The sequence below is a fragment of the Arsenicicoccus dermatophilus genome (assembly GCF_046267915.1).
GTDB classification, from domain to species: Bacteria; Actinomycetota; Actinomycetes; order Actinomycetales; family Dermatophilaceae; genus Arsenicicoccus; species Arsenicicoccus dermatophilus_A.
In genome coordinates, this window is sequence record NZ_CP176520.1 from 2,920,923 (window position 1) to 2,944,275 (window position 23,353).

At 70.7% G+C, this 23,353-nt stretch carries 22 protein-coding genes and 1 tRNA gene; 14 read left to right on the forward strand and 9 right to left on the reverse strand.

Annotation, left to right across the window (positions count from 1 at the left end; genetic code table 11):
* Positions 1-691: 691 nt before the first annotated feature.
* The 3 genes from ACK2IS_RS13840 (at position 692) to ACK2IS_RS13850 (ending at position 3,581) form a co-directional block, all read left to right on the forward strand.
* Entirely contained in the window at positions 692-1,588 is an 897-nt protein-coding gene (locus ACK2IS_RS13840; RefSeq protein ID WP_409483878.1) for a sce7726 family protein, read from the forward strand.
* Positions 1,589-1,594: 6 nt separating this feature from the next.
* Positions 1,595-2,542: a sce7725 family protein gene (locus tag ACK2IS_RS13845; RefSeq protein WP_409483879.1), complete on the forward strand. Its 948-nt coding sequence runs from the start codon at positions 1,595-1,597 to the stop codon at positions 2,540-2,542.
* A 160-nt stretch (positions 2,543-2,702) separates the two neighbouring features.
* Entirely contained in the window at positions 2,703-3,581 is an 879-nt protein-coding gene (locus tag ACK2IS_RS13850; protein WP_409483880.1) for an RES family NAD+ phosphorylase, read from the forward strand.
* Positions 3,582-3,670: 89 nt separating this feature from the next.
* Here the strand turns inward: ACK2IS_RS13850 and ACK2IS_RS13855 are convergent, their stop codons facing one another.
* On the reverse strand, positions 3,671-4,333 hold the full coding sequence (locus ACK2IS_RS13855) for an HAD family hydrolase (protein WP_409482772.1): 663 nt from the start codon (positions 4,331-4,333) through the stop codon (positions 3,671-3,673).
* Complete coding sequence (locus ACK2IS_RS13860; RefSeq protein WP_409482773.1) at positions 4,330-5,172, reverse strand: GntR family transcriptional regulator; 843 nt, start codon at positions 5,170-5,172, stop codon at positions 4,330-4,332. Before ACK2IS_RS13860 ends, ACK2IS_RS13855 begins: the two co-directional genes overlap by 4 nt.
* A gap of 138 nt (positions 5,173-5,310) precedes the next feature.
* Here ACK2IS_RS13860 and ACK2IS_RS13865 point away from each other — a divergent pair, with 138 nt between their 5' ends.
* From ACK2IS_RS13865 to ACK2IS_RS13890, 6 genes are read left to right on the forward strand one after another with little or no spacing between them, the layout of a single operon-like run.
* Entirely contained in the window at positions 5,311-5,745 is a 435-nt protein-coding gene (locus ACK2IS_RS13865; protein WP_409482774.1) for a plasmid replication, integration and excision activator, read from the forward strand.
* 2 nt (positions 5,746-5,747) lie between these two features.
* The gene (locus ACK2IS_RS13870) at positions 5,748-7,562 is read left to right on the forward strand and encodes a hypothetical protein (protein ID WP_409483881.1); all 1,815 of its coding nucleotides are present in this window, start codon (positions 5,748-5,750) and stop codon (positions 7,560-7,562) included.
* On the forward strand, positions 7,559-7,996 hold the full coding sequence (locus ACK2IS_RS13875) for a hypothetical protein (RefSeq protein WP_409482776.1): 438 nt from the start codon (positions 7,559-7,561) through the stop codon (positions 7,994-7,996). Before ACK2IS_RS13870 ends, ACK2IS_RS13875 begins: the two co-directional genes overlap by 4 nt.
* Before the next feature lie 5 nt (positions 7,997-8,001).
* On the forward strand, positions 8,002-9,597 hold the full coding sequence (locus ACK2IS_RS13880; RefSeq protein ID WP_409482798.1) for a replication initiator: 1,596 nt from the start codon (positions 8,002-8,004) through the stop codon (positions 9,595-9,597).
* Positions 9,598-9,608: 11 nt separating this feature from the next.
* Positions 9,609-9,788, forward strand: a complete 180-nt coding sequence (locus ACK2IS_RS13885; protein WP_409482777.1) for a helix-turn-helix transcriptional regulator — start codon at positions 9,609-9,611, stop codon at positions 9,786-9,788.
* Positions 9,785-10,930, forward strand: coding sequence for a tyrosine-type recombinase/integrase (locus tag ACK2IS_RS13890; RefSeq protein ID WP_409482778.1), 1,146 nt, complete (start codon positions 9,785-9,787; stop codon positions 10,928-10,930). The genes ACK2IS_RS13885 and ACK2IS_RS13890 overlap by 4 nt, the downstream gene beginning before the upstream one ends.
* A gap of 71 nt (positions 10,931-11,001) precedes the next feature.
* Here the strand turns inward: ACK2IS_RS13890 and ACK2IS_RS13895 are convergent.
* From ACK2IS_RS13895 to tmk, 4 genes are all read right to left on the reverse strand, one after another.
* Positions 11,002-11,075 (reverse strand) — tRNA-Thr (locus ACK2IS_RS13895).
* 60 nt (positions 11,076-11,135) lie between these two features.
* Positions 11,136-12,668, reverse strand: coding sequence for an alpha/beta hydrolase (locus tag ACK2IS_RS13900; protein ID WP_409483882.1), 1,533 nt, complete (start codon positions 12,666-12,668; stop codon positions 11,136-11,138).
* A gap of 113 nt (positions 12,669-12,781) precedes the next feature.
* Entirely contained in the window at positions 12,782-13,915 is a 1,134-nt protein-coding gene (locus tag ACK2IS_RS13905) for a DNA polymerase III subunit delta' (RefSeq protein ID WP_409485680.1), read from the reverse strand.
* Between the two features lie 77 nt (positions 13,916-13,992).
* Complete coding sequence (gene tmk, locus ACK2IS_RS13910) at positions 13,993-14,592, reverse strand: dTMP kinase (protein ID WP_409485681.1); 600 nt, start codon at positions 14,590-14,592, stop codon at positions 13,993-13,995.
* 268 nt (positions 14,593-14,860) lie between these two features.
* Between tmk and ACK2IS_RS13915 the strand changes: the two genes are divergently transcribed.
* Positions 14,861-16,726 carry an EAL domain-containing protein gene (locus ACK2IS_RS13915; protein ID WP_409483883.1) on the forward strand — a complete coding sequence of 622 codons (1,866 nt, stop codon included), beginning with the start codon at positions 14,861-14,863 and terminating at the stop codon, positions 16,724-16,726.
* A 157-nt stretch (positions 16,727-16,883) separates the two neighbouring features.
* Entirely contained in the window at positions 16,884-17,999 is a 1,116-nt protein-coding gene (locus tag ACK2IS_RS13920) for a YihY/virulence factor BrkB family protein (protein ID WP_409483884.1), read from the forward strand.
* Between the two features lie 125 nt (positions 18,000-18,124).
* On the opposite strand, the gene ACK2IS_RS13925 is transcribed toward ACK2IS_RS13920, so the two are convergent.
* Together ACK2IS_RS13925 and ACK2IS_RS13930 are read right to left on the reverse strand one after the other, a co-directional pair.
* Positions 18,125-19,207, reverse strand: coding sequence for a hypothetical protein (locus ACK2IS_RS13925; protein ID WP_409483885.1), 1,083 nt, complete (start codon positions 19,205-19,207; stop codon positions 18,125-18,127).
* Between the two features lie 81 nt (positions 19,208-19,288).
* Positions 19,289-19,585: a hypothetical protein gene (locus ACK2IS_RS13930; protein ID WP_409483886.1), complete on the reverse strand. Its 297-nt coding sequence runs from the start codon at positions 19,583-19,585 to the stop codon at positions 19,289-19,291.
* On the opposite strand from ACK2IS_RS13930, the gene ACK2IS_RS13935 reads away from it, so the two are divergent.
* On the forward strand, positions 19,569-20,117 hold the full coding sequence (locus tag ACK2IS_RS13935) for a hypothetical protein (RefSeq protein ID WP_409483887.1): 549 nt from the start codon (positions 19,569-19,571) through the stop codon (positions 20,115-20,117). The genes ACK2IS_RS13930 and ACK2IS_RS13935 overlap by 17 nt on opposite strands.
* A gap of 147 nt (positions 20,118-20,264) precedes the next feature.
* On the opposite strand, the gene ACK2IS_RS13940 is transcribed toward ACK2IS_RS13935, so the two are convergent.
* Positions 20,265-21,083, reverse strand: coding sequence for a MerR family transcriptional regulator (locus ACK2IS_RS13940; RefSeq protein WP_409483888.1), 819 nt, complete (start codon positions 21,081-21,083; stop codon positions 20,265-20,267).
* A gap of 55 nt (positions 21,084-21,138) precedes the next feature.
* Between ACK2IS_RS13940 and ACK2IS_RS13945 the strand changes: the two genes are divergently transcribed.
* The gene (locus ACK2IS_RS13945; protein WP_409483889.1) at positions 21,139-21,771 is read left to right on the forward strand and encodes an ATP-binding cassette domain-containing protein; all 633 of its coding nucleotides are present in this window, start codon (positions 21,139-21,141) and stop codon (positions 21,769-21,771) included.
* Complete coding sequence (locus tag ACK2IS_RS13950) at positions 21,761-23,320, forward strand: DUF6297 family protein (protein ID WP_409483890.1); 1,560 nt, start codon at positions 21,761-21,763, stop codon at positions 23,318-23,320. The genes ACK2IS_RS13945 and ACK2IS_RS13950 overlap by 11 nt, the downstream gene beginning before the upstream one ends.
* The last annotated feature ends 33 nt before the right edge of the window (positions 23,321-23,353 follow it).

Below are 23,353 nucleotides of genomic sequence, written 5' to 3' on the forward strand. Positions count from 1 at the left end.
GGGGAGGGTGCGCGTCGGCGTGCTGCCGCGAGGCGACCTCGCGCGACCGAGGCGATGCGCCTGCCTCTGAGCAGCGGAAAGGCCCCCCACCGCAGTGGAGGGCCTTGTCCGAGCCGCTTGTCGGAATCGAACCGACGACCTATTCATTACGAGACCGGATGCCTCCTGTCGGACCTGTGCTCTCACGCACAAGGACCAGGTGTTGAGGGCCTGTTGGGTGACGGGTGTTCGGGGCCGTTTCGACACGACCGGGGGCACCACGGGGGCACGGCAGAGGTCTCCCGTTCCGGCGTGATCCGCCACGTGTTGGTCTTGGTGAGATTGGCGCGGGCTGTGGCGGATCGCGTCGGGTCGCGGGTCCGGGCGGTGGAGCCCGGCAGGAGGAGGTGACGGCGGCACTGAGGAGCGCTGCACGCACTGGCGGTCGCTCTGGCATGGGGCGTCTCGGGCACTGGCTCGGGGCGCCCCTTCGTCATGCCTGGGCCCGGGGAGCCTGCGGCGGACGAGCGCGAGAACGGCCGCCAGGCCGCAGCGCAGCGCCGGCCGCCGCAGGCGGACGGGCCCGCGCGCCGAAGGCGCGCCTTGAACCAGTACAGAAACTCCTCACCAGGCCCACTCACGAGGACCACGGATATGTCTGCGACACTGGAGTCATCCGGATATTATGAAGATCTGCCGCAGAAGGGACGACATGGAGAAGCACACAAAGATCCCATATCACCCATCAGCTCTGACACGAATCTTCTCGCCTGGCGTGTATCGAGATCTGAGCACCAAGGGGTATTCTCCCATGCTCGGAAGGCTTCTCATTCAGACTGGAATAGTCGCCCAAGTCGGAAGAAACGCCTGCCTTGCAGAAGGCTTCGAGTATGCGTTTAACATCCTCAGTCGAATAGGCGCGCGAGACGAGTATGTATATAAGTCGGCCATCGCCCAGAAGGTAGCCATGGGGCGCCATTCCCTGCGCACGGCAACCTTAGTCAGCGAATGGCGCGTTGGCCCCAACAAAGCGGATCTAGTCCTGCTGAATGGCACGGCCACCGCCTACGAGGTTAAGTCGGAGCGCGACACCCTGAGTCGCTTACCTGGCCAGATTGCTTCATACTCTAAAGTATTCGCATCTGTTTGCATTGTTGCTAGTCCAAATCACATTCCGCAGATTCTGAAGATCGCACCACCTGACGTGGGGGTAATGACCCTATCCGCCAGATATACCCTGCAGTCTGTCAGGGCGCCTGAAAATCGTCCAAGCAGAACGTCCAGCGCTGACATTGTGGACGTTCTTCGAGTCAGCGAGGCCACCGCGGTCCTCCAGGCTTTAGGTGTTTCTGTTCCCTCCTGCCCGAATACGCAGCGTCGCAGGATGCTCAGGACTCTTGCAGAGGGCCTTGCTCCGGCCGACGTGCACGCTGCCATGACGGAGATACTCAAGGGTTCGCGATCCAAAGCCGACATGAACGACTACATCAGATCGCTTCCAACAAGCCTTTGGGCAGTCGCCCTCTCTTGCGACGTGCCAGAATCTGATTGTCGCCGATTAAAGGCTGTTCTGCAAGTGCCGATGGCAGAAGTGTCGAATTGGAAGTGAGAGCAAATGTATTACCCGTTTTTTCGCGGAAAGCAGTTCGAATTAATCGCCATTCGTGAAACTGCGACGCTCATTGCAGAGTCTAATTTTACCCCAATAATTGAGCCCGTTCGAGCATCCTTGAAGAGCCTCGAACGCAGCCTTGAATCCCTGCAGACGGTGGGCGCTCGGGCCCTTGTGATCATTAATCCTCGACACGGTGACTTATCGCAGAATGGTCAAAGTGTATGCGACTTACTGGAGCACTTCATATCCGAAAATATCATCCCTGCGGTGCAGCTCGATGGCAACTACAACCCCTCCCATGAGATCGCACGGCTAAGACAGCTGACCACCAGACCGTTTGGCTTAATCCACGCGGGAGCCAGCGACGCATCTAGCGTTATTGATGCAGTTGTTTCAGAGGACCAAGTCACCGAGCATGTCTTCTTGGACGAGTTCACCTCAAGACTCTACCGGCGCAGATTCTCTGGCGCTACAACGAAGGTTCTAGTGCGCGATGGATTTCAGAATAAACGTAATGCCGACTACGACCACGAAGACTATTTTTCTGACCTGCACGTTACGTTCGACGAGATGAACGTGCAAGGCTATGGTGATTTTCTGACGGTAGGTGACATGTACTCAGAGGGTGGCGGCCCCGCATACGCCGTTGCCATCCATCTCACCTATATTGATCCATCCCGAGACGACGCTATGTTTGTGCGTCATTTTGTCTCCGACACCAACGACACGCCGACCGATCCGGCCGGAAAATTCGCCCAGGCGCTAGATAAGTTGGTGACAGCCGCACAGGGTGAACAGTCAAAGATCTACGATACAGCCGCCGTAGCAGAACTCTTTGCACTGCACGAGAAGGGCCACTTCCCAGGCCTTGGGTATGTAAAGAAGCTATCCATCAAGCATCATCTCGAGACCATGGCTAGGTATCGAGGCGGGGCGTCCCATGACTGAGCGCCAATGTTGCCCAAATTGCTTTGGGGACAGGCAGCTAGAGAAGAGCATTTTTGTCTATCTCGCAACCGAGAGCGCTGATCCCCTGCGGTGCGACTATTGCGGGGGCCAGCATTCATACCTCCTTAAACCTGGACAGTTGCGATCCATATTTGAATTAGTGACGAGCGCTTATGAACAGGTTGATATAGGTGGCCGCCCCCTCGTTTCATGGCTTCGCGAAGATTGGGGGATCTTCGCGCATCCGGTGATGGATGACGCTCATGCGAAGGAATTACTGGCGGACGTTCTGGACGATGGTGACATCGTCAGAAAGAACTTCTTGCCCGCCAATCAGGAATCCCCTTCGACTGCCAGCCAGTGGCAGGTTCTCCGAACTGGTATGATGCATAGCAATCGCTGGTTTGCCGATCATCAAATAGACCTGTCTAGGCTCAGGGACTTGCTGGACTTGCTGGTTTGTGACGACTTCGGGCCGGACGAAGAATGGTTTCGCTGCCGGCTTATGGACGGAGTAGATCCGTATCCAGCGGATCAGATGGGCGCTCCTCCTCCGCATCTGGCCTCAGGGGGACGCGCCAACCCAGCGGGCATTCCTTATTTATATGTTGCGTCAGATGTGGAGACGTGCGTCGCGGAGACTAGACCCCATACTGGCGATTTCGCGAGCATCGCCCAGTTCCGCTTGCCTAGAGTGCGGCTCGTCGACCTGCGAAGTCCTCGGGCCGCGGTCTCGCCTTTTATTTTGGCCGATTCGGACGGGGTCCTGCAGTTGCGCGCTGATGTTCCTTTGCTCGAAGCACTAGGGGAAGAACTCACGAAACCAGTCTTACCTAGAACGGCAGCTTATGAGTATGTGCCGAGCCAGTATCTCTGCGAGTTCATCAAAAATTGCGGTTTCGACGGAGTTCTTTATCAAAGTTCAGTGGGTGACGGGGTAAATCTGGCACTATTCGAGCCATCTGAGGTCGCATGCGAGGACGTCTCCGCCTATTTAGTGCGCAAGGTGGGCGTTACGGTAGAGGCATCTAAAACGTGAGATAATACACGCACCGCAACGGGGATAATGCGGGGCCGTGTGCGCGTAACGCAATCAAAACATGTAAGCCCTGTATGTTTTTCGCTTCACTACGGCTCTGAGATTGAGAGTCCAGGCGATACGAGGGCGTTTGCCCCGGCGCAAATGAGTTCGCGACCTCGACCTGGAGTTTTCGCATAGCCGAGCATTCGCGCTCCCGCAGCTATCCCTGCACTCATGTCACTTACTGAATCGCCCACGAAGAGAGCGGTCCCGGTGCTCGCGCCAGTGGCGCGCACTGCAACTGAGACAAAGAATGGATTTGGCTTCATCCGAGCCACAGTGCTTGGCTCCCGGCCAACGACCGCTGCCGGGGCTGCAAACTTGAAACGACTCAGGAATGAGCACACTGCTTCCGGGCTGTTGTTGGTCACGACGGCCCAGGGGATGCCGCGGTAGTGGGTTTCGGTGAGGAGGTCGGGGAGCCAGGGGGCGGGCTCGCAGGTGCGTGCGCAGTCGATTTCGGCGGCGGTGGCTTCGGCTTCTGCTCGGGCGAGTGCGTCGGGTTGGTCGAGGAGGTGGCGCAGGATGGCGAGGTGGTCGGTGGTGGTGCGTAGGTCGCTGGGGAGGTCGACAGCGGCGGCGTGCCGGACTCGTTGGGCGGCTTCGGCGTTCCGTGGTGGTGGCATGAGGGCGGCCATGGGTCCGTCGAAGTCGAGCAGGAGGGCTGAGCAGTTGGCGATGAGCTCGCGGGCCGTGGGAGAGGTGTTCATGGGCGGGGCTCTGCGACTGTGTCCCACAGGCTGGTGAACCAGGTGCGGGTCTGGTGGACGAACTGGGTGCCGGGGTCGTCGGGGTTGCCGTCGTCGGTGTATTGGAACAGGACGGTGTCCTTGCCCATGGGGTCGAGGATCTCGGCGCGGTCGGAGTCGAGGCGGACCTCGTGGCGGACGACGGGGTAGTAGCCGAAGAACACGTCGACGTCGTTGATGACGTAGGCCTTGAACAGGGGTGTGGTGCCGTGCTGGCGGGCTTCGACGGTGCCGGTCTTGACCAGGCCTAGGTCTGCGAGTTCTTCGACGGTGGCGGTGAGGGCGTTCAGGTGGCGGTCGGTGATGCCGCGCAGCCGGTCTCGTGCCTTGGCGGAGATGGTCTCGTCGCCGTCTGCGGCGGCCGGCAGAGCCAGGGGCCGGGTGAGGTCCGGGACAAGGACGCGGATGGCGATGGTCTCGGGTGACAGGCGCCCGGTGCGGACCTGGTCGAGGGGTTCGCTGAGCACTCCGTGCAGTGTCTCGGAGGTCTGACCGGCGAAGTCGATGGTGACGTGCTGGTCGCGGAACGCCTGCTCGATGTGGGGGCGCAGCCCCACAGGCTTGGCCATCCGCTCACGCACGAACATGCCACTGCCCTGCCGAGAGGTGACGAGCCCGTCGTCCTTGAGGATGCGTAGCGCCTGCTGGACGGTCATGCGGGCGACACCGTAGTGCTCGGACAGCTCGGCCTGGGAGGGCATCTTCTCTCCCGGCGGGAAGACCCCGGTCAGGATCGAGGCGCGCAGGGATGCCGCCACCTGCTGGTACGGGGGTCGGGGGTCATCGAGGTCGAGCGCCATGCCTCCAGGCTACGCGGCCGGTTGGCTGGCCAGCATGATCAAACGCTCCACGTCTTGACATGGCTAGCCAGGCTAGTTCACTCTGTCGTTGTTGGCAGATGACTAGCCAACTTAGGCAACCTATGGAAGGGCTTGATCATGGCTATGCAGAAGCGGATCCCGTTCGCGCACCACACCGTGTTCCCGCACTCGACGTTTCTGGTGGGTGAGGTGGCGCCGGTGGTGGACTTCAACGCTGCGGCGCGCCCGGATGGGTCGAGGCCGCAGCAGGTGGATCGGGATACGGGGTTGCCGGTGTGGGCGGTGCAGGTGCTGGACGCGGATCCGGAGGCGGGGAAGAAGGACAAGACGGTGACGGTGAAGATCGTGGCCGCGCATCAGCCGGTGCCGCCGACCAATGAGACGCCGTTTCCGTTCACGCCGGTGGAGTTCGTGGGCCTGACCGCGCTGCCGTACGTGGAGGAGATGGGTAACGGTCGAGCGCGGATCGCGTGGTCGTATCGGGCTGAGGGGATGGTCGCCCCCGGCCAGAGCAGCAAGGTCCAGGCGCCGCGGAAGTCTGAGGCGGCCTGACCATGACCGCGGACACGTCAACGACGACGGTCACCACCCCCACGGCCCCGACGACCCCGGTCCCCGCGATGGCCGCGTCCACGCCCTCAACGGCCACTCCGGTCTTGTCCCCGGTCACGGCTCCGGTCGCGTCCACGACCACGGTGTCGTCTCTGGTGGCTGCGGTGCTCGCGTCGTCTGCGGACCGGATCACGGGCCGGGTCACAGGGCTCGCGCGGGTGGTGGGCCCAGTCCTGGCCACGGCGGTCCGTGCCGTCCTGGTGGGGGTGTGGCGGCTCGCCTGGTGGTGCTGGCGGCACAAGCGCCACACCGCAGCCCTCGCTGTCGCTGGGGTGGTGTCGTGGCTGGTGGGCGGCACCCGCCTCTTCACCCTCGTGCTCCTCGCCGTTGCGGTGCCCTCTCTGGTGGGGGCCTGGTGGCGGGAGGTGGATCCGGTGGGGTTCGAGCGGTGGTGCGCCGGCCCCTGGCGACGAGTCCGCTTGTCGTGGTGGTGGCGCCGGTCCTGGCCGGGCATGAGCCAGGTCCTCGACCTCGGCCGGGAACACACCACCACGGCCAAGGACGGCGACCAGGTGACGGTGTGGCGTCCCGCCCGGGCCCGGGTCAAGGCCACGTCCACGACCCTGCACGTGCGGGTCCGGGTCCCCGCGGGCAAGACCGCCGCTCACGTGCTCGCCCAGGCCGAGGCGGTCGCGGCGATGGCCGGCGCGTCCTCCGTCCGCGCCGAGAAGGCCTCCCCGAGCGTCGCGGTCTGGCACCTGTGCATGGTCCGCGTCCTGGACACCCCCCGCCCCTCCGCACCCCCGACCAGTGCTCGGGGACCGGTGGTCCTCGGGCGTAGGGAGGATGGGACGGATCTGACGTGGGACCCCTGGGTGGACGCGCACATCGGGTTGCAGGGCCAGACCCGTGGCGGGAAGTCCCACGGCGTCCAAACCCTCCTCGCAGGCCTGTCGATGCGCACCGATGTCGTCGTCACCGGCTGCGACCCCTCCGGCATCCTCCTGGGCCCCTGGTGCGCGGGGCGGGGTGGGGCGTGGATCGCGACCGGCACCCGCGACATGACCGCGCACGCCGCGGTCCTGACCGCCCTCGTGACCGAGATGGACCACCGCATCGCCACCCTCACCCACGCGGGGGTGGACAAGCTCACCCGCTTCACCCCCGCGACGCCGGTCTTGGTCGTCGTCCTGGAGGAATACCCCGGCCTGCTCGCCGCAGCCCGCAGCGACGACGACACCACCGGCCGCAAGGCCGGCGACCGCATCACCCCGCTGATCGAACGCCAGGTCGGACGCCTCGTCCGGGAGGGCGCGAAGGTCGGGGTGCGGGTGGTGGTGCTCGCGCAGCGGATGAGCGCGAAGACCCTGGACACCGACGACCGCGCCAACCTACCCACCCGCATCACCCTGCGCTGTGACTCCACCGACAGCATCCGCATGCTCCACGACGGCATCGACGTCGACCCCGCCGACGTGCGCGCCTTCCCACCCGGCATCTGCCTCACCGAGACCCCAGGCCACCCCCTCACCCGCGCCCGCCTCGACTCCACCACCTACGCCACCTACCTGCGCCGCGTCGAGGACGGCACCCACGCCACCAACACCACCCCCAGCGCCTGGCAAGCACCCGCCCTCGCGGCCACCCACGACGTGACCCGCGTGTCCGGACACGTCCACGAACCCGGCGCCTCCCTGGTCGAGGGCACCCCCAAGACCCGCCGCACCCGCAACACCCGCCCCAAGAACACCACTAGCACGGACACCGTGACCGACACGAGCACGACCGCTACGGACGAGAAGGGAGAAGCCGCATGACCACCACCACCGCCCTGGTAAGCCGCCCCGACCCGACGCGCTGGGACTCCCACGCGGCGTGCGCTACCCGCCTGGACCTGCCGTGGCTGAGCGACCACGCCGACGTGCACCCCTGGGACGCCGCCACCATGGCCGCGGTGTGCGCGGCTTGCCCGGTCGTGCTGGATTGTCTGGCTGCTGTCGACGCCCTGGATGTCACCGGCGGCTGGTGGGCCGGCACCGACCGCGACCCCCACGCCCACACCGCCGACACCGCCCCCACCTGGGCCACCCCGGCCACTCCCACCCCGGCCGCTCCCGCCTCTGTCGCTCCGGCTGCTGCGGCTCGTCGCGCTGTCGGGCCTGCCGGGACGGTCTGGGAGCCCCTGCGTTCCCGTCGCGGACACCTGGTCGGTGCTCAGGGCGCCATGCCCCTGTTGGGGAGCGCGGCGTGAGCGTGGTGGACAGCCACAGTGGCGCACCCACCCGGACCCTAGGAAAGGCCGGCGCCCCGGCGTCGTTCGGTTCGTTTCCAGGGTTCGGGGAGGGTGCACCGCTGGACCTGCCCACCACCCCCGCCGTTGTCTCATCCGTCCTGTCGCGGTTCCTGGACGGCACCGCTGATGCCCTCTCCTCGGCGTTGGCATCGGTGGGGAACTGTGCGCACCCCATCCGCCTCACCGGCCACTCCACCACCCTCGACTCCCGCACCGGGGAAGTCCTGTCCACCTTCTCCTCCGCGCAGGCACCTCTGGGTGAAGTGCTCATCCCCTGCGGAAACCGCCGCGCCCACATCTGCCCCGCCTGCTCCCGCACCTACGCCCGCGACACCTTCGAGGTCATCCGCGCGGGCATCACCGGCGGCAAAACCATCCCAGCCTCGGTCTCCTCGGCGCCGTTGCTGTTCGTCACCTTCACGGCCCCCTCCTTCGGCCACGTCCACGGCACCCGCCCCGACAACGCCAAGTGCCGACCCCGCTCGACGGACCGCGTCGAACGCTGCCCCCACGGCGTGCGCCTCGCCTGCCACGCCCGTCACACCGACGACGACCCCCACGTCGGGTCACCCCTGTGCTGGGACTGCTACGACTGGACCACCGCCCTCGTCTGGCAATGGCACGCCCCCGAACTCTGGCGCCGCACCACCATCACCATCCGCCGCCACCTCGCCGCACACCTCCACGTCGCGCCCTCCCGGCTACGGGACGTGGCGTCGCTGCAGTTCGCCAAGGTCGCCGAATACCAGACCCGCGGCGCCATCCACTTCCACGCCCTCATCCGCCTCGACGGACCAGAAGGCCCCGGCACCCCCGCACCCATCGACGGCGACACCCTCGCCACCCTCGTCACCACCGCCGCCAGAACCGTGACCTGCCCAGCCCCGGCCGCCGCCGACTGGGACACCCCGAGAACCCTCGCCTGGGGACGCCAGATCGACGTCAAGACCATCACCACCGGCCCCACGCATTTGCGCACCAGCGACGAACTCTCCCCGGAGCAGGTCGCCGGGTACCTCGCCAAGTACGCCACCAAAGACGCCACCGACCTCCGCACCGACGCCCACCGCCCCCACCTCGCAAAGTTGGCTGCCCACGCCCGACACCTCGGATTCCTCGCCGCCGTCCGCGATGCCCGCCGAGCGTCGGGACGTGATCAGGCCGCCGGGGGAGTCGACCCCAAGACCGGACGAGACGTCTACGCGCTCCTGGGGAAGTGGGCCCACATGCTCGGCTTCCGCGGCCACTTCACCACCAAGTCCCGCCTGTACTCCGTCACCCTCGGCAGGCTCCGCCGGGCACGGCAGCGCTTTCAGCGCCTCGCGGCCCAAGCCGCCCGTGAAGGCCGGCCCCTGGACACCCGCGACCTCGAAGCGCGATTGCTGGCCGATGACGAGGACGAGACGACGTTGGTGATCGGGTCCTGGCAGTACGCGGGCACCGGCTGGCCCCGCCCCGGCGACGCCGCCCTCGCCACTGCCGCCGCTGCCCGCGCCCGCGAATACCGCCAATGGCGCGCTGAGCAGCGCAAGAGCCTCACTTTTACTCCCGCTCGTTGAAAGGAACTGTCATGGATCTGTTGACCATTGCTGAGGTAGCGGAGCGCCTGCGTGTGCCGGTGCAGACGATCCGGTGGCTGCGGCAGGAGGGTCGCTTCGCACCGGCCTACAAGGTCGGTCGTCGGCTTCTTTGGTCCCCTGCTGACGTGGATGCCTGGCTGGCGGAGCAGCGTGAGGCTGCGGCGGCATGAGCGTGCAGCGCATCACTCGTGGTGGTGTCGTCCGTTACCGTGCCCGCGTCAAGCACGGTGGTCGTGAGGTCGCGACGCGCGTCTTCGACCGTAAGCGGGATGCCGAGTCGTGGGAGCGGGACCAGGTGCGCAGCCTGCAGGCGGGTGAGTGGTTCGACCCGCGCCGTGGGCGTCTCCCCCTGGAGGGGATCGCCGCCGACTGGCTGCGCACCCTGGAGACTCAGAAGCGCAAGTCGCGGCGGGCCCACGAGTCGGCGTGGAAGGGGCACATCCAGCCTCGTTTCGGTCGGGCGCCGTTGTCGTCGATCACGGCGGCTCAGGTGTCGGCGTGGGCGGGTGACCTCGTCGCCTCGGGCCTGGCGCCCTCGACGGCGAGCCGTTATCTGGCGACCCTGCGGTCCCTGCTGGCCTATGCGGTGCAGGACGGCCGGATCGCGAAGAATCCGGCGCAGGGTGTCAAGGTCGTCACGGGTGGTCGCAAGGCTCGTCGTGAGGGGCAGTTCCTCGGCGTTGACGAGCTGCATGCTCTGGCTGCTGCGTGTCGTGGTCGGTATGGCGACCTGGTCATCGTCCTGGGTCTGTGCGGTCTGCGCTGGGGCGAGGTGGCGGGCTTGCAGGTGGGTGACGTCATCACCTCCCCCGGTCCGGGCCTGCGTCTGCGTCGCACGGTGATCGCCGACTCGGGCACGGGTGCGCTCTACGAGGAGACCTTGAAGGGCTACGGCGCCCGCACGGTTCCTCTGCCTGCCGCTGCTCGTGAGGTGGTGGAGCGCTGGGCCGCGGGCAGGTCCCCGAGCGACTGGCTGTTCGCCGCTCCCCGGGGTGGGGCTCTGGCCGAGTCCAACTGGCGTCGCACGGTTGGGTGGTCGGGGGCCATCGCCGCGATCGGTCGCCCGACGATGCGCCCGCACGACCTGCGGCACACGGCGGCGTCGCTGTGGCTCGGTGCCGGGGCTGACCCCAAGGTGGTCCAGCGGGTCCTGGGGCACGCCACCGCGACCATGACGATGGACCTCTACGGGCACCTCATCGACCGCAACCTGTGGGCCGCTGCCGACCTCGTCGGGGGCACCAAGGGGGCACCGGAGGGCACGTCCGCCCCCGAGACGACCGCGGGCGACGCGGACGGAGACGCCGCATGACCACCACGACGTGCGACTATGGGCCTCTGAGCAGCGGAAAGGCCCCCCACGGTGGTGGAGGGCCTTGTCCGAGCCGCTTGTCGGAATCGAACCGACGACCTATTCATTACGAGTGAATCGCTCTGGCCGACTGAGCTAAAGCGGCAGCGGCCGTCCGGGACGACCGGTCGCTCACTATACAGGTCAGCCAGGCCCGCGAGCCAACTCAGCAGCGGGCGCCGTCGTGGGGCACCTTGTCCTTGACGAGGTAGTCGTCGACCAGTCGGTCGATGCAGTTGTTGCCCTGCTGGTAGGCCGTGTGGCCGTCGCCGTCGCGGGTGACCAGGACGCCCTCGTCCAGCTCCTTGGCCAGGGCCACGGAGTTCTCGTAGGGCGTCGCCGGGTCGCGCGTGGTCCCCAGCACCACGATGGGTCCGGAGCCGGCCGCCTTGATCGGCTCGGCCTTGCCCGGGCCCTTGACCGGCCAGGGGCCGCACACGGACTCGCCCCAGGCCATGAAGCGACCCCACACCGGGGCGACGGCGGTGAAGTCCTTCTCCTCCTGGACGAAGGTGTCCGCGCCACCGGGAGTCGGTCGGTCCAGGCAGTTCACCGCGTTGATCGCCTGGAGCATGTTGCCCTTGTAGGTCCCGTCGTCGTTGCGGTCGGCATACTGCATCGCCAGCCGCATGAGGGGCTGCCCGTTGTCCTGCTTGGCGGCGAGGAGCGCCTGGTCCAGGTCGGGCCACAGCTCGGAGGAGTACATCGGCAGCGCCAGGCCCAGCGAGGCCCACCCCTCGGTCAGGGTGCCGGTGCCGATGCCGCGGGCGTCGATCGGCTTGGCGTCGACCTGCTTGAGGAAGTCGCTGAGCCCCTGCATCGCCTCGTCGACGGTCTTGCCGAGGGGGCACTGGCCGGTGCCGACGCAGTGCTCGACATACGCCCGCGTGGCCCGCTCGAAGCCCTTGGCCTGCCCGAGAGCCGACTGCTTGCCGTCCTGGGCGGGGTCGATGACGCCGTCGAGCACCATCCGGCCCACGTGCTTGGGGAACAGGCCGGCGTAGGTCGCCCCGAGGAAGGTGCCGTAGGAGGCGCCGTAGTAGTTGAGCTTGGGGTCGCCGATCGCCGCCCGCAGGACGTCCATGTCCTTGGCCGCCTCGACGGTGGAGACGTGGCCGATCAGGTCGCCGGTGCGCTGCTTGCAGGCATCGGCGAACTTCTTGTTCTGCGCCATCATCTGCTCGCGCTCGGCCGGGTCGTCGGGCGTCGGGTCCTGCCCGAGGAAGGCGTCCATCTCCTTGGGGTCCAGGCAGGTGACCGGGTGGGAGCGGGCGACCCCGCGCGGGTCGAAGCTCACCACGTCGTAGTGCCGCTGCACGTTGCCCGCCAGCACCGGCGCGAAGTCGCCCACGAAGTCGACGCCGGAGGCGCCCGGACCGCCGGGGTTGACCACCAGGGAGCCCGCGCGGGAGCGGGACGTGGAACGCTGCCGCTTGAGGGCGATCTTGATCGTCTCGCCGGTCGGCTTGTCGTAGTCCACGGGGACGAGCAGCTCCCCGCACTGGAAGCGTCCGCACTTCTGCCAGTCGATCGTCTGGGAGTAGAACTTCGCCAGATCGGGTGAGTGGGTGGGCAGTCCCGTCGCCGAGGTGGTGCTGGGAGTGGTGCGCGACCCTGGCAACGAGCAGCCACCGACGACCAGGGAGAGGCCGGTGAGGACGGCGAGCACACGGGCAGGGCGGGACGGACGCGGCAGCATGCGGGAGATCTCCAGGTCAACAAGGGCGGAAGCGGGCGGTGGAGCGTCGCTCTGGCTGATGGTATGGCGCGCGGCTGGGTCCTCGGCGCCACCTCCCCCAGATCCGGCACGGCTCACCGCGGCAGACGCAGCGCGAGGCACATCGCCTCGAGGGCGAGCAGGGGCGCGACGTTGCGGTCGATGCGCTCGCGGGCGGTGCCGATGGCGTCGATGGCGTGCAGCAGCTGCTCGGAGGTGTTGACCTGCGCGACACGGGCGACCACGGGCTCGACGTCCACGTTGACCAGGTCGACGGGGGTGCCGAGCCGGCGGACGAGGGCGTCGCGGTAGACGCTGGTCAGGTCCACGAGGGCGCGGTCGACGACGTCGCGGGCGTGACGGGTGACCCGCTGCTTCTGCTCACGCTCCAGGGCGGCGACCGCGGACCGGACGTGCGGCGGCTGGGTGCGCGCGGCGGGGTCGGCGCCGAGGCGCTCCAGCAGCCGGCGGCGCTCGGTGGCGTCGCGCTCCGCCCCGGAGGCCCCGGACTCCTCGTCCGCGATGGCGGCCAGGTCGGCGGCGGCGGCGATGGCGTCGCCGACCCCGCGGATCTTGGCCGGGAGCGACACGATCGTGTGCCGGCGCTCGCGGGCGGCCGCGTCGGTGGCGAGCCGCCTGGCGATGCCGACGTGGCTCTGGGCGGCGCGCGCGGCGTAGGCCGCCATCGCCGGGTCCACCCCGTCGCGGTGCACGAGCAGCTCGGCGACCGCGTCGACGGGGGGCGTGCGCAGCCGCACGTGCCGTGACCGCGAGCGGATCGTCACGATGACGTCGTCGAGCGAGGGTGCGCACAGCAGCCACACCGTGCGGGACACCGGCTCCTCGACCGCCTTGAGCAGCGCGTTGGCGGCCTGCTCGGTGAGCCGGTCCGCGTCCTCGACCACGATCACCCGGTAGCGGCCGACCGAGGGTCGCAGGGCGCCGGTCTGCACCAGCTGCCGGGCCAGGTCGACACCGATGGACAGGCCCGAGGTGGCGACCACGTCGACGTCGGCGTGGGTGCCGTCCAGCGCGGTCCGGCACTCCAGGCAGGTGCCGCACCCGCCCTGCGGGCACTGCAGCGCCGCCGCGAAGCACCGGGCCGCCACCGACCGCCCGGACCCCGGCGGCCCGGTCAGCAGCCACGCGTGCGTCATCGCGGTGGGGTCGGCCACCGCCGCCGACAGGGTCTGGATCGTAGGCTCCTGGCCGACCAGCGGGCCCCACACCCCGGGCCCGGCCGCCGTAGCCGTGCCGGAAGGCGAGGTGCCCCGCGAGCCCGGCCCCGGCTGCGTCGTCGGGCCGGTCACGACAGCAGCTCCGCGAGCCGCTCGCGCACCGCCGCGTGCACCTGCTCCGACGGCAACGACGCGTCCACGACGAGATAGCGCTGCGGCTCGGCGGCCGCCAGGGCCAGGAAGCCCGCCCGCACCCGCTCGTGGAACTCGTCCGGCTCGGACTCCAGTCGGTCGTGCACCTGCCCGCGGCGCTGCCGACCGGTGGCGGCGCTGACGTCGAGCAGCACGGTCAGGTCGGGCAGGAGCCCCTCCACCGCCCACAGCGACAGGTCGCGGACCTCCTCGCCCACCAGCGCCCGACCGGCCCCCTGGTAGGCCACCGAGGAGTCGAGGTACCGATCGGTCACGACGACGTCGCCCCGCTCCAGCGCCGGGCGGATGACGGTGGCGACGTGGTGCGCCCGGTCCGCGGCATACAGCAGCGCCTCGGCGCGGGGGGCGACGTGGTCGCCGTGCAGGAGCAGCTCGCGGACCTGCGCGCCGAGCGGCGACCCGCCCGGCTCGCGGGTGAGCACGACGGTGCGGCCGAGGCTGCCCAGCCACTCCCGCAGCAGCTCGGCCTGCGTGGACTTGCCGCCTCCGTCGCCGCCCTCGAGCGCCACGAAGATCCCGCCCGGCGCCCGGCGACCGGACGGCGCCGGGGCCCGGTCGCGCCAGGCCCCTGCTCCTGGGGTCGTCGTTGCCGAGGTCTGCGCTCCTGAGGTCACGGACCCGAGCCTAGGACAGCCTGCCGACAGACCTCCGGGGCCACGACGACCCGCAGACGAATCACGCTCGGTCACTCCTGCGGTGCAGCCCGCGACGATCCACCCCGTGCGGAGGCGCTGCTTGTCGCTGACGCCCCCGCCGGAGGGCATCGGCCCTACCCTGGAGCACGTGACGACGCCTGGGGAGGACGAGCGCAGCGGCCGACGGCTCGCTGCGCTCCCCTCTGCTCGGATCCCTCGCAACGCCTTCGCCCACCTGGGCGCGCTGGCCGACCACCTCCCCCTGTCCGGCAGCCGGCAGGACCTCGTGGACACCCTCGCCACCCACCTCCCCAGGGTCCTGGGCGACCACCGGATCGAGCTCGGGCTGCTCGACGACCGTGGGGAGCACGTCACCGCGCACCTGCTCCACGGCGGAGATCCCGGGGAGCTCCCGGTCACCACCTACACCTTCGTGCCCGGCTGCCTGGCCGGGCTCGAGCCCGGGTCCCCGCCGCACGTCCTCACCCTCGCGGGGCAGACGCACCCCTCCGTGGTGGCGCTCCGCGACAAGGGGTACGTCGAGCGGGTGACCGTCCCCATCACCCTCGGCCGGTCCCTCGTCGGCGGTCTGGCCGTCACCGCCCGCGAGGTGATCCCCGCCCGCCTGGTCGACCTCGCCGCGCTCGCCGGCACCGTCGTCTCCAGCCGGGCCCACCGCCTCGTCGACGCCCCGCCGACCGGGGACCCGCACGCCCTGCAGGCCCAGCTCACGGCGTTGCTCAGCACCACGCGCGCCCTGGAGCGGACCGACGCCCTGACCCAGCTGCCCAACCGCGCCGCCGCCTTCGAGGCCATCGGCGAGGCCCGGGCCGCGGCGCGGGGCGAGGCGTCGTTCGCGTTCATCGACCTGGACCACCTCAAGATGACCAACGACCGCCTCGGCCACGGCTCCGGCGACCGGGTCCTGCGGGCGGTCGCGGAGCGGCTGCGCGCCATCGACACCAGTGCCCCGACCATGGTCTTCCGGGTCGGCGGCGACGAGTTCGGCGCGCTGTCCGAGGGGCCGGCCGAGGAGCTGCGCGACGCCCTGGAGGCCGTTGCCGAGGACCTCGCCCACCACCCGGTGCAGGTCGGCGGCCGCGACGTCCCCGCCGCCTTCTCCGCCGGGGTCTACGCCATCACCGGCCACGGCCACGGCATCGAGGAGATCGTGTCCCGCGCCGAGTCGGCGGCCTACCAGGCCAAGCGGTCCGGCCGCGGGCGGGTGCTCGTGCATGTGCCCAGCGCGGACGGGCAGTCCGACACCCACGGCGAGCTGCGTCGGATGGACGCCGTCCGCTCCGCCGTGCTCGGCGGGCGGCTCACCATGGTCGCCCAGCCCGTCACCAGCGTGGTCAGCGACGTGGACGCCCCGATGGACGCCGAGGTCCTGGTGCGCCTGGTCGACGAGGACGGTCGGCTGCTGCTGCCCGACGACTTCGTGGTCCTGGCCGAGCAGTACGACGTGGTCAACGCCCTGGACCGGGCCGTCCTCACCCGGGTGGTGGAGACCCTCGACCGCGAGAGCACCCACGCCCGGGTGTCCTGCAACGTCAGCCCCCACTCGATGCTCGACGGCGCCTTCGTGGACTGGGCCGAGGAGCTCGTGCGCCGGTCCGGCCAGGCCGGGCGCCTGGTCGTCGAGCTCACCGAGCGCCTGCCCATCGGCTCCACGTCGGCCGTCCGAGCCGGCATGGACCACCTCGCCGCCACGGGGGTCGCCTTCGCCCTGGACGACTTCGGAGCCGGCACCACGAGCTACGGCAACCTGCGCGACCTGCCCGTCGACGTCCTCAAGGTGGACGGCGTGCTGGTCCGCGGGTGCCTCACCAGCGCCGTCGACCTGGCGATGCTCCGGTCCACGCTCGACGTGGCTCGGGCCTTGGGCATCCGCGCCGTCTGCGAGGGGGTCGAGACCCGCGAGCAGCTCGCCCGCGTGGTGGAGCTCGGCGCCGACGCGGTGCAGGGCTACTACTTCGGCCAGCCGGTCCCCTGGCCCCCCGAGCCACGCTGAGCCCCATCTCCGGCCGCCCACCCACCCCCATCCGCACCTGAGGCAGGGCGTGGGCAGGCGCCCTGGCCGTCGGCCCGGCCACGGATCGCCCGGAATGTCCCGGCGCCGTTCGGGGCATGTGGTCTCCTGACCACCCCCAGTCCCGAGGAGACAACCGATGACGCCACCTCCCTCGCACCCCGACGAGGACGCCGACGACCTGGACCGTCCCGCCGGCGCCCGCCCCGAGGACGACCCCGACGACAACGGCAAGCCGGAGGAGATGTCCGAGCTGCCCAGCCCGCACTGGAAGTACGCCTTCAAGCGCACCGTCAAGGAGTTCACCCGCGACGGGTGCACCGACCTGGCGGCCGCGCTGACGTACTACTCGGTGCTGTCGGTCTTCCCGGCGATCCTGGCGCTCATCTCGCTGCTCGGCATCTTCGGACAGAACGGCGACACGCTCACCAAGATGCTCGACGGCGTCAAGCAGCTCAGCCCTCAGGCGGTGGACCTGCTCGGTCCGATCATCAAGGAGATCGCGGCGTCCAAGGCCTCCGGCTTCGCGCTCGTCGGCGGTCTGCTGACGGCCCTGTGGTCCGCGTCGGGATACATCGGCGCCTTCGGCCGGGCGATGAACCAGATCTACGACGTGCGTGAGGGTCGCCCCTTCCTCAAGCTGCGTCCCTTGCAGCTCGGCATCACCGCGGTGACGCTGCTGCTGATCGCCCTGGCCGGCGTGCTGCTGATCATCTCCGGCCCGATGACGGACTGGGTGAGCAGCCTGATCGGGCTCGACGGTCCCGTCAAGACGGCGTACACCCTGGTCAAGTGGCCCCTCATCGCCGTGATCGTGTGCCTGGTGATCGCGCTGCTCTACTACGCCACCCCCAACGTCAAGCAGCCGTCGTTCAAGTGGTTCTCGCCGGGCGCGGCCGTGGCCTTCGGGGTGTGGGTCCTGGCGTCGGCGGCGTTCGGGTTCTACGTCTCGAACTTCGGGTCGTACAACAAGACCTACGGCTCGGTCGCCGGAACGGTCGTCTTCCTGCTGTGGCTGTGGATCACCAACCTGGCGCTGCTCTTCGGCGCCGAGCTCGACTCGGAGATCGAGCGGTCCCGTCAGCTCGCCGCGGGCATGCCCGCCGAGGACCAGGTGCTCCTGCCGCCTCGCGACGACAAGGGGATCAAGAAGCAGGAGCGGACCGTCGAGGAGCTCAAGGCCGAGGCCCTGGACCTGCGCCGCGAGGGCGTGCGGGAGCAGGCCCGCAAGGAGCGGCGCGGCGACCGCGGTTGACCTTGCGCCATCCTCCGAGGGCGTCCCCACCACGGGTGGGGACGCCCTCGGCGCGTGCCGGACGGCGGGGCCGTGCCGGACCCGGGCCCGACCGTCGGCCGTATGTCGCGGCAACCGCGCCGGGGTCACTCCTGCGACCAGGTCCGGGGTCCTCCGGGGCCCTGACGACGCAGCCACAGGCAGCCCGCCAGCACCAGCGCGGTGAGCCCGAGGAACAGCCCGGTGGCGCGCTCCACGGAGTCACCCGGGTCGGTCCAGGCCGCCGCTGCGGCCGCGTGCCCCGGGCCCACGGAGGGCCTCGCGCCGGGAGCGGCGGGCGTGCCCGACCCGGCCGGGCTCGGCGAGGTGGTGGCCCCGGCCGACGGGAGCAGCGCGAAGGTCGACGTAGCGGCCGGCGCCGGCGTGGTGCCGGCCGTGGTCGGCGACGGCGAGGGCACCACCGGGGCGGCGGTCACGGTCACCGTCCGGGTCACGGTGGCGGTCACCGACGGGGACGCCACGCCGGTGGACGCCGACCGCGAGGGGGTCCCGGTGAGCGTCGTGGGCGGGGGTGCGGGCACCGGCAGCCGCACGGTCAGCCGCGGCGGCGGGGTGGGTGGGTCGGTCCGCACCGCGGGGGCCGGTGCGGCCACCGCAGCGGCCCGCCGGGCGATCGCCGGGCGGGCGCGGGCGGCCGGCCGAGCCGGCACCGCCGGCCAGGTCGAAGGCGTGGTGCGCGCGGGGGCGGATCGCGTCCCGACCCGCCCGGGGGCGGGCGCCACGACGGTGACGGTGACCGGCGGGGGCGGGACCACCACGGTGACGGTGGGTCGGGGCGGGGCGGTCACGGCGCGGCCGACGGGAGCGGGCAGGGCGAGGGACGCGGCGGTGCGGGGCGTGGGCGGCGCGGCGGACCGGGCGGCCACGCCTGGCGTGGCGCTCGGCACCGCGAGCACCGTCGTGGTGGCGGGTGTCTCCTCCAGGGGCGGGAGCTTGGCCGCGAGGTCGACGGAGCGGACGCGGCCATCGGTGACCCGTGGGGTGCTGGAGCGCGGGCTCGGGGAGCCGACCTGACCCAGTCCCGTGGCCCCCAGCCCGAGCACCCCGGCGGCGCCGAGCAGGATCAGCGGGGTGCGCCCCGGGTGGCCCGAGGGCGCCCCGGAGGACTCCGCGGCGTCGGTGAGTCCCACCGACGACAGCAGGAGCCGTCCGAGCCGAGCTAGGACCATGGTGGGAGTGTTCCTCCGGATCGGGGCCGACGTCGGACAAGCACTGCCGTCACCCCCACAGGTCGTGAGATCTCTTGTGGCTCAGGCGAGCTCTTCGGCCTCACGGTTGCGACGGCGCAGATAGATGATGCCACCGGAGAGGGCAGCCGTCAGCGCGGCGAAGAAGGCTCCGGTGCGCCCGGCGTCCTCGCCGGGGTCCCGGAAGATCGACGAGGCCAGCGGCTCGGCCTCGCTGCTCGTGGGTGAGGGGGCGGGATCGGTGCTGGTCGGGTCCGGCGCCACGCCGGGCGCCGGCTCGGTGCCGGGGGGATCGGTCTCGGTGGCGGGGGCCTCGAGCGGGATGGTCGTGGACGGGTGCTGCGTGGGTGGCTCCTCCACCGCCCTGGACGAGGACGACGGGGATCGCTCGGCGCTGCCGGTCGGGCCCTGGTGCGACGTCGCGGAGGGCCTGGCGGTCGTCGCCTCGGGTCGCGCCGTCGGGCGAGGGCGCGACGTCGTGCCGGTGGGCCTGGGCCGCGGCGGCGGCGGGGACGTGGGGCTGGGCGTCGGCGGCTCGGTGGGCCGGGGATGGGGCGTGGTCGGCCGCGGGGTCGAGGTGGGCGGTGCCGGGGTCGGCCGGGTCGGGGTGGGCGTGGGTCTCGGCGGCCTGGGCGTCGTGGTGGGCCGCGTCCGGGTCGGGGTCGGCGCCGGGCTCGGCACCGGCGTCGGGGTCTCGCCCGAGGGGATGGTGATCGTCGGATGCGGCTTGACGACGGGTGCCACGGGCCCGGACACGACCGGCACCCGACGGTCCACGGTCACTCCGGACGAGGCCACCGCCGGCGCGGACCCGACGGCGACGACGGCACCCAGACCGACGGCCGACAGGGTCACGAACCTGCGGCCAGGGGCAGAACGGGACGGATGGTGACGCATCGGGACCTTCTTCCGGGCCGCAGGGGGGACGGACCCTCTTGCCAGAATACGTAACGAAAGGGGCGACGGTCACCCATTGCCACACTTCGCCCACAGATCCCGCAGGCCCCGAGAGCCCCTCCCGTCCCGTCCACCCCAGGGGTCACGCACCTGCGTCGACAACCCCCTGACGTGCGGCGTTGGCCACGATGGCATCGTGCAGCCACTGCGCCAGACCCGGATGACGCTCGTCGTAGTGCGACCGGAATCGCTCGTCCGCGACATACATCTGGGCGAGCTTGACCTGGAACGCGTGCGGGCAGTCGTAGTGCCGCTCGATCGCGGCGCGGTGACGCTCCGCAAGCGCCGCGGCGGCGTCGGAGCCCGGGTCCTCCCCCGCGGCCAGGGCCGCCGCGAGATCCCGCTCCAGCGCGTCCGACTCGGCCTTCACGGCGGCCCAGTCGGCCTTCGTCATGCCGGCCTGTCGGCCCTGGGCCTGCGCCCACTGCGGGGTGTCGCCCCAGCGTTGCTCGGCCTCGGCCTGGTAACCCTCGTGCTCGTCCCAGGCCTGGCCGAAGATCTCCTGCAGGTCCCGGGGGGTGGCTGGCGTGTCGTTCATGGCTCTCTCCATCGCTCGGTCGATGGCCCGCACAAGATCACGCATCTCGGCGAGCCGGGTCCTGACCACCTCGCGCTGGCGACGCAGGTGCGCCACCGCCGCCTCGCTCCCCTGCGCGTCGACGTCCGCGAGCAGCCGGGCCACCTCCCCCAGGGAGAAACCCAGCCGCCGATAGACGACGACGTGCTGCAGCCGCTCCAGGTCGTCCTCGGTGTAGAGGCGATAGCCGGCGGTGCTGCGCTCGCTCGGGCGCAGGATCCCGACCTGGTCGTAGTGGTGCAGGGTGCGCACCGTCACGCCATACGTCTCGGACACCTGACCGACCGTCAGCAGCTGCCTGGGAACCGTTGTCGTCGTGGTCATGTCTGCAAGGGTGACGGCTCACGTCGCGTGAGGGTCAAGCGATCAGGGGGAAACGATGGAGCAGGGCCTGGCGATCGTCGGTCTGAGCAAGGCGTATGCCGGACGCGCGGTGGTCTGCGACGTCACGGTCGACGTGCGGCCGGGCGAGGTGGTCGCCCTGGTCGGGCCCAACGGCGTGGGCAAGACCACGCTGCTGCGGTGCGTGCTGGGCGTGGAGCGGCCGGATGCGGGCGTGGTGACGCTCGACGGCCGGGTGCTGCGCGACACCGACCCCGAGGTGCGGCGGGCGGTGTGCGCCGTGCTCGACGACGCGGGCTTCTGGCCGGACGTGACCGTGCTCGAGCACCTGGATGTGCTGGCCCGCGCCCACGGCGTCGCGGACCCCGACGAGCGGGTGGACGCGGCGCTGGACACCCTGCGGATCGCCCACGTCGCCGACCAGGTCCCGTGGACCCTCTCCTCCGGTCAGCGACGCCGGGTCTCGCTGGCGGCCACGCTGGTGCGACCGTGGTCGCTGCTCGTGCTCGACGAGCCCGAGCAGCGGCTCGACCAGGCCGGCCGGACCTGGCTCGGCACCTGGCTGGCCGAGCGCGCCGCCGCGGGCAGGGCGGTGCTCATGGCCTCGCACGACCCGGACCTGGTCGCCCGCTCGGGGGCGCGCGTGGTGGAGCTGCACGGTGACGTCTGAGACGGGCGCCGCGGACCTCGCGGACGCGCGGGACTACCTCGGGCGGGCCCGGCGCGAGCACGGCGAGCCGGGCGACACCTTCGCCGAGGTCTACATGTGGGTGCTCGGCCTGCTGCTGCTCGCCGCGACGACCGCGAGCGGGTGGAGCGCCCTCATCGCCCGGGCCGCCTGCACCGGGGCCGGCTGCGGGCACGGGGGCGGACCCCTCGCCGCCGTCGCCCTCGCCCTGCTCGCGCTGGGCGGGACCGCCGCGGCTGTCCGCGCCTGGGGCCCGGTCGGCGCGGACGCCCCCCGGACGACCTGGCTGCTCTCCGGGCCCGCACCCCGGCGGCCCGACCTGCGCGGGCGGGTGTGGCTCGTCGCCCTCGGCGCCGCGCTCGTCTGCGGGCTCGCCGGGCCCACCGTGGCGGCCACCGCCGGGCTGCCGATCACCCCGGACGCGCTGGCGTGGGGCACGCCGCTGGGCGCCGTCCTGGGGTCCCTGGTGACCGGGTGCGTCGCCGCGGCCCAGCACGACCCGGTATGGCGCACCCGGGTGGCCCGCCTCCCCCGCCTCCTGCTGCTGGCCGGGGTGGTGGTCGCGGCGCTCGCCCGTCTCTCCGTCGGGAGCGCAAGCACCCCGCCCGGGGCGGGCACGGTCGGACCTCACGCTCACCCGGGCGCGCTCTCGGATGTGCTCCCAGGACCAGGGCTCCCGTTGCCCGCCCTGCTCGTCGCCGCCGGGGTCCTCGCCCTCGCCGCCGCCCTCGCCCTGCTGACGCTCGCGGACCGGCGGTCCGAGCAGGTGGACGGCACCGAGCTGCGGCGGGCGGGCGAGTCCTTCTCCGCGGCCCACGAGGCGGCGCTGATGCTCGACGCGAGCGCGGTCGCCCAGCGTGGGGAACGGGCCCGCCTCGGGCGCCGCGGCCGGTTCGGCTCCCGACGCGGCGCAGGCACCGGCGTGGCCGCCGTCCTGCGGCGCGACCTGGTCCGCGTCGCGCGCCAGCGCGACCGCCTGCTTCTCGGCATACCCCTGCTGGTGGGGTGTGCGCTGCTCGCCGCCATGGCGCCTGCCCTGGTCACCCTGCCCGTGATGGCTCTCGCCGCGGCCCGCGTCGCCCGCTCCCTCGGCGACGGCCTCGTCCTGTGGACCCGCTCGACCGGGCTGCGCCGGGAGCTGCCGCTGCCCGACCACCAGGTGCGGGCTGCGCTGCTCGCCGGACCCGCGCTCGCCGCGGCCCTGTGGAGCCTGGCCGCCTGCGCCCTGGTGGGGCTGCCGCCCGCGACCGCCACCACGCTCACCCTGGCGGCGGTGGCGTCGCTGCTGGCGGGCGCCCGACCGCGCGACCTCGAGCTGATGGGCCTGATGATCCCCACGGCCTTCGGGATGATGCCGGCCGGCGCGATGACCGCGGCCCAGGGCTACGAGATCGCCCTCGTGGCCGTGCTCGGCGCGGTGGTCGCTCCCTGGCCCACCGGCGTCGCGGTCGCGGCGATCGCCGTCGCCTGGCAGTGGTCGCGCTGCGCCCGCGCCCACCTCCCCCCACCGGCCGACGGGCGCGCTCGCTAGTCTGGCGAGGCACCGCCACCGCGGCGCTGCTGC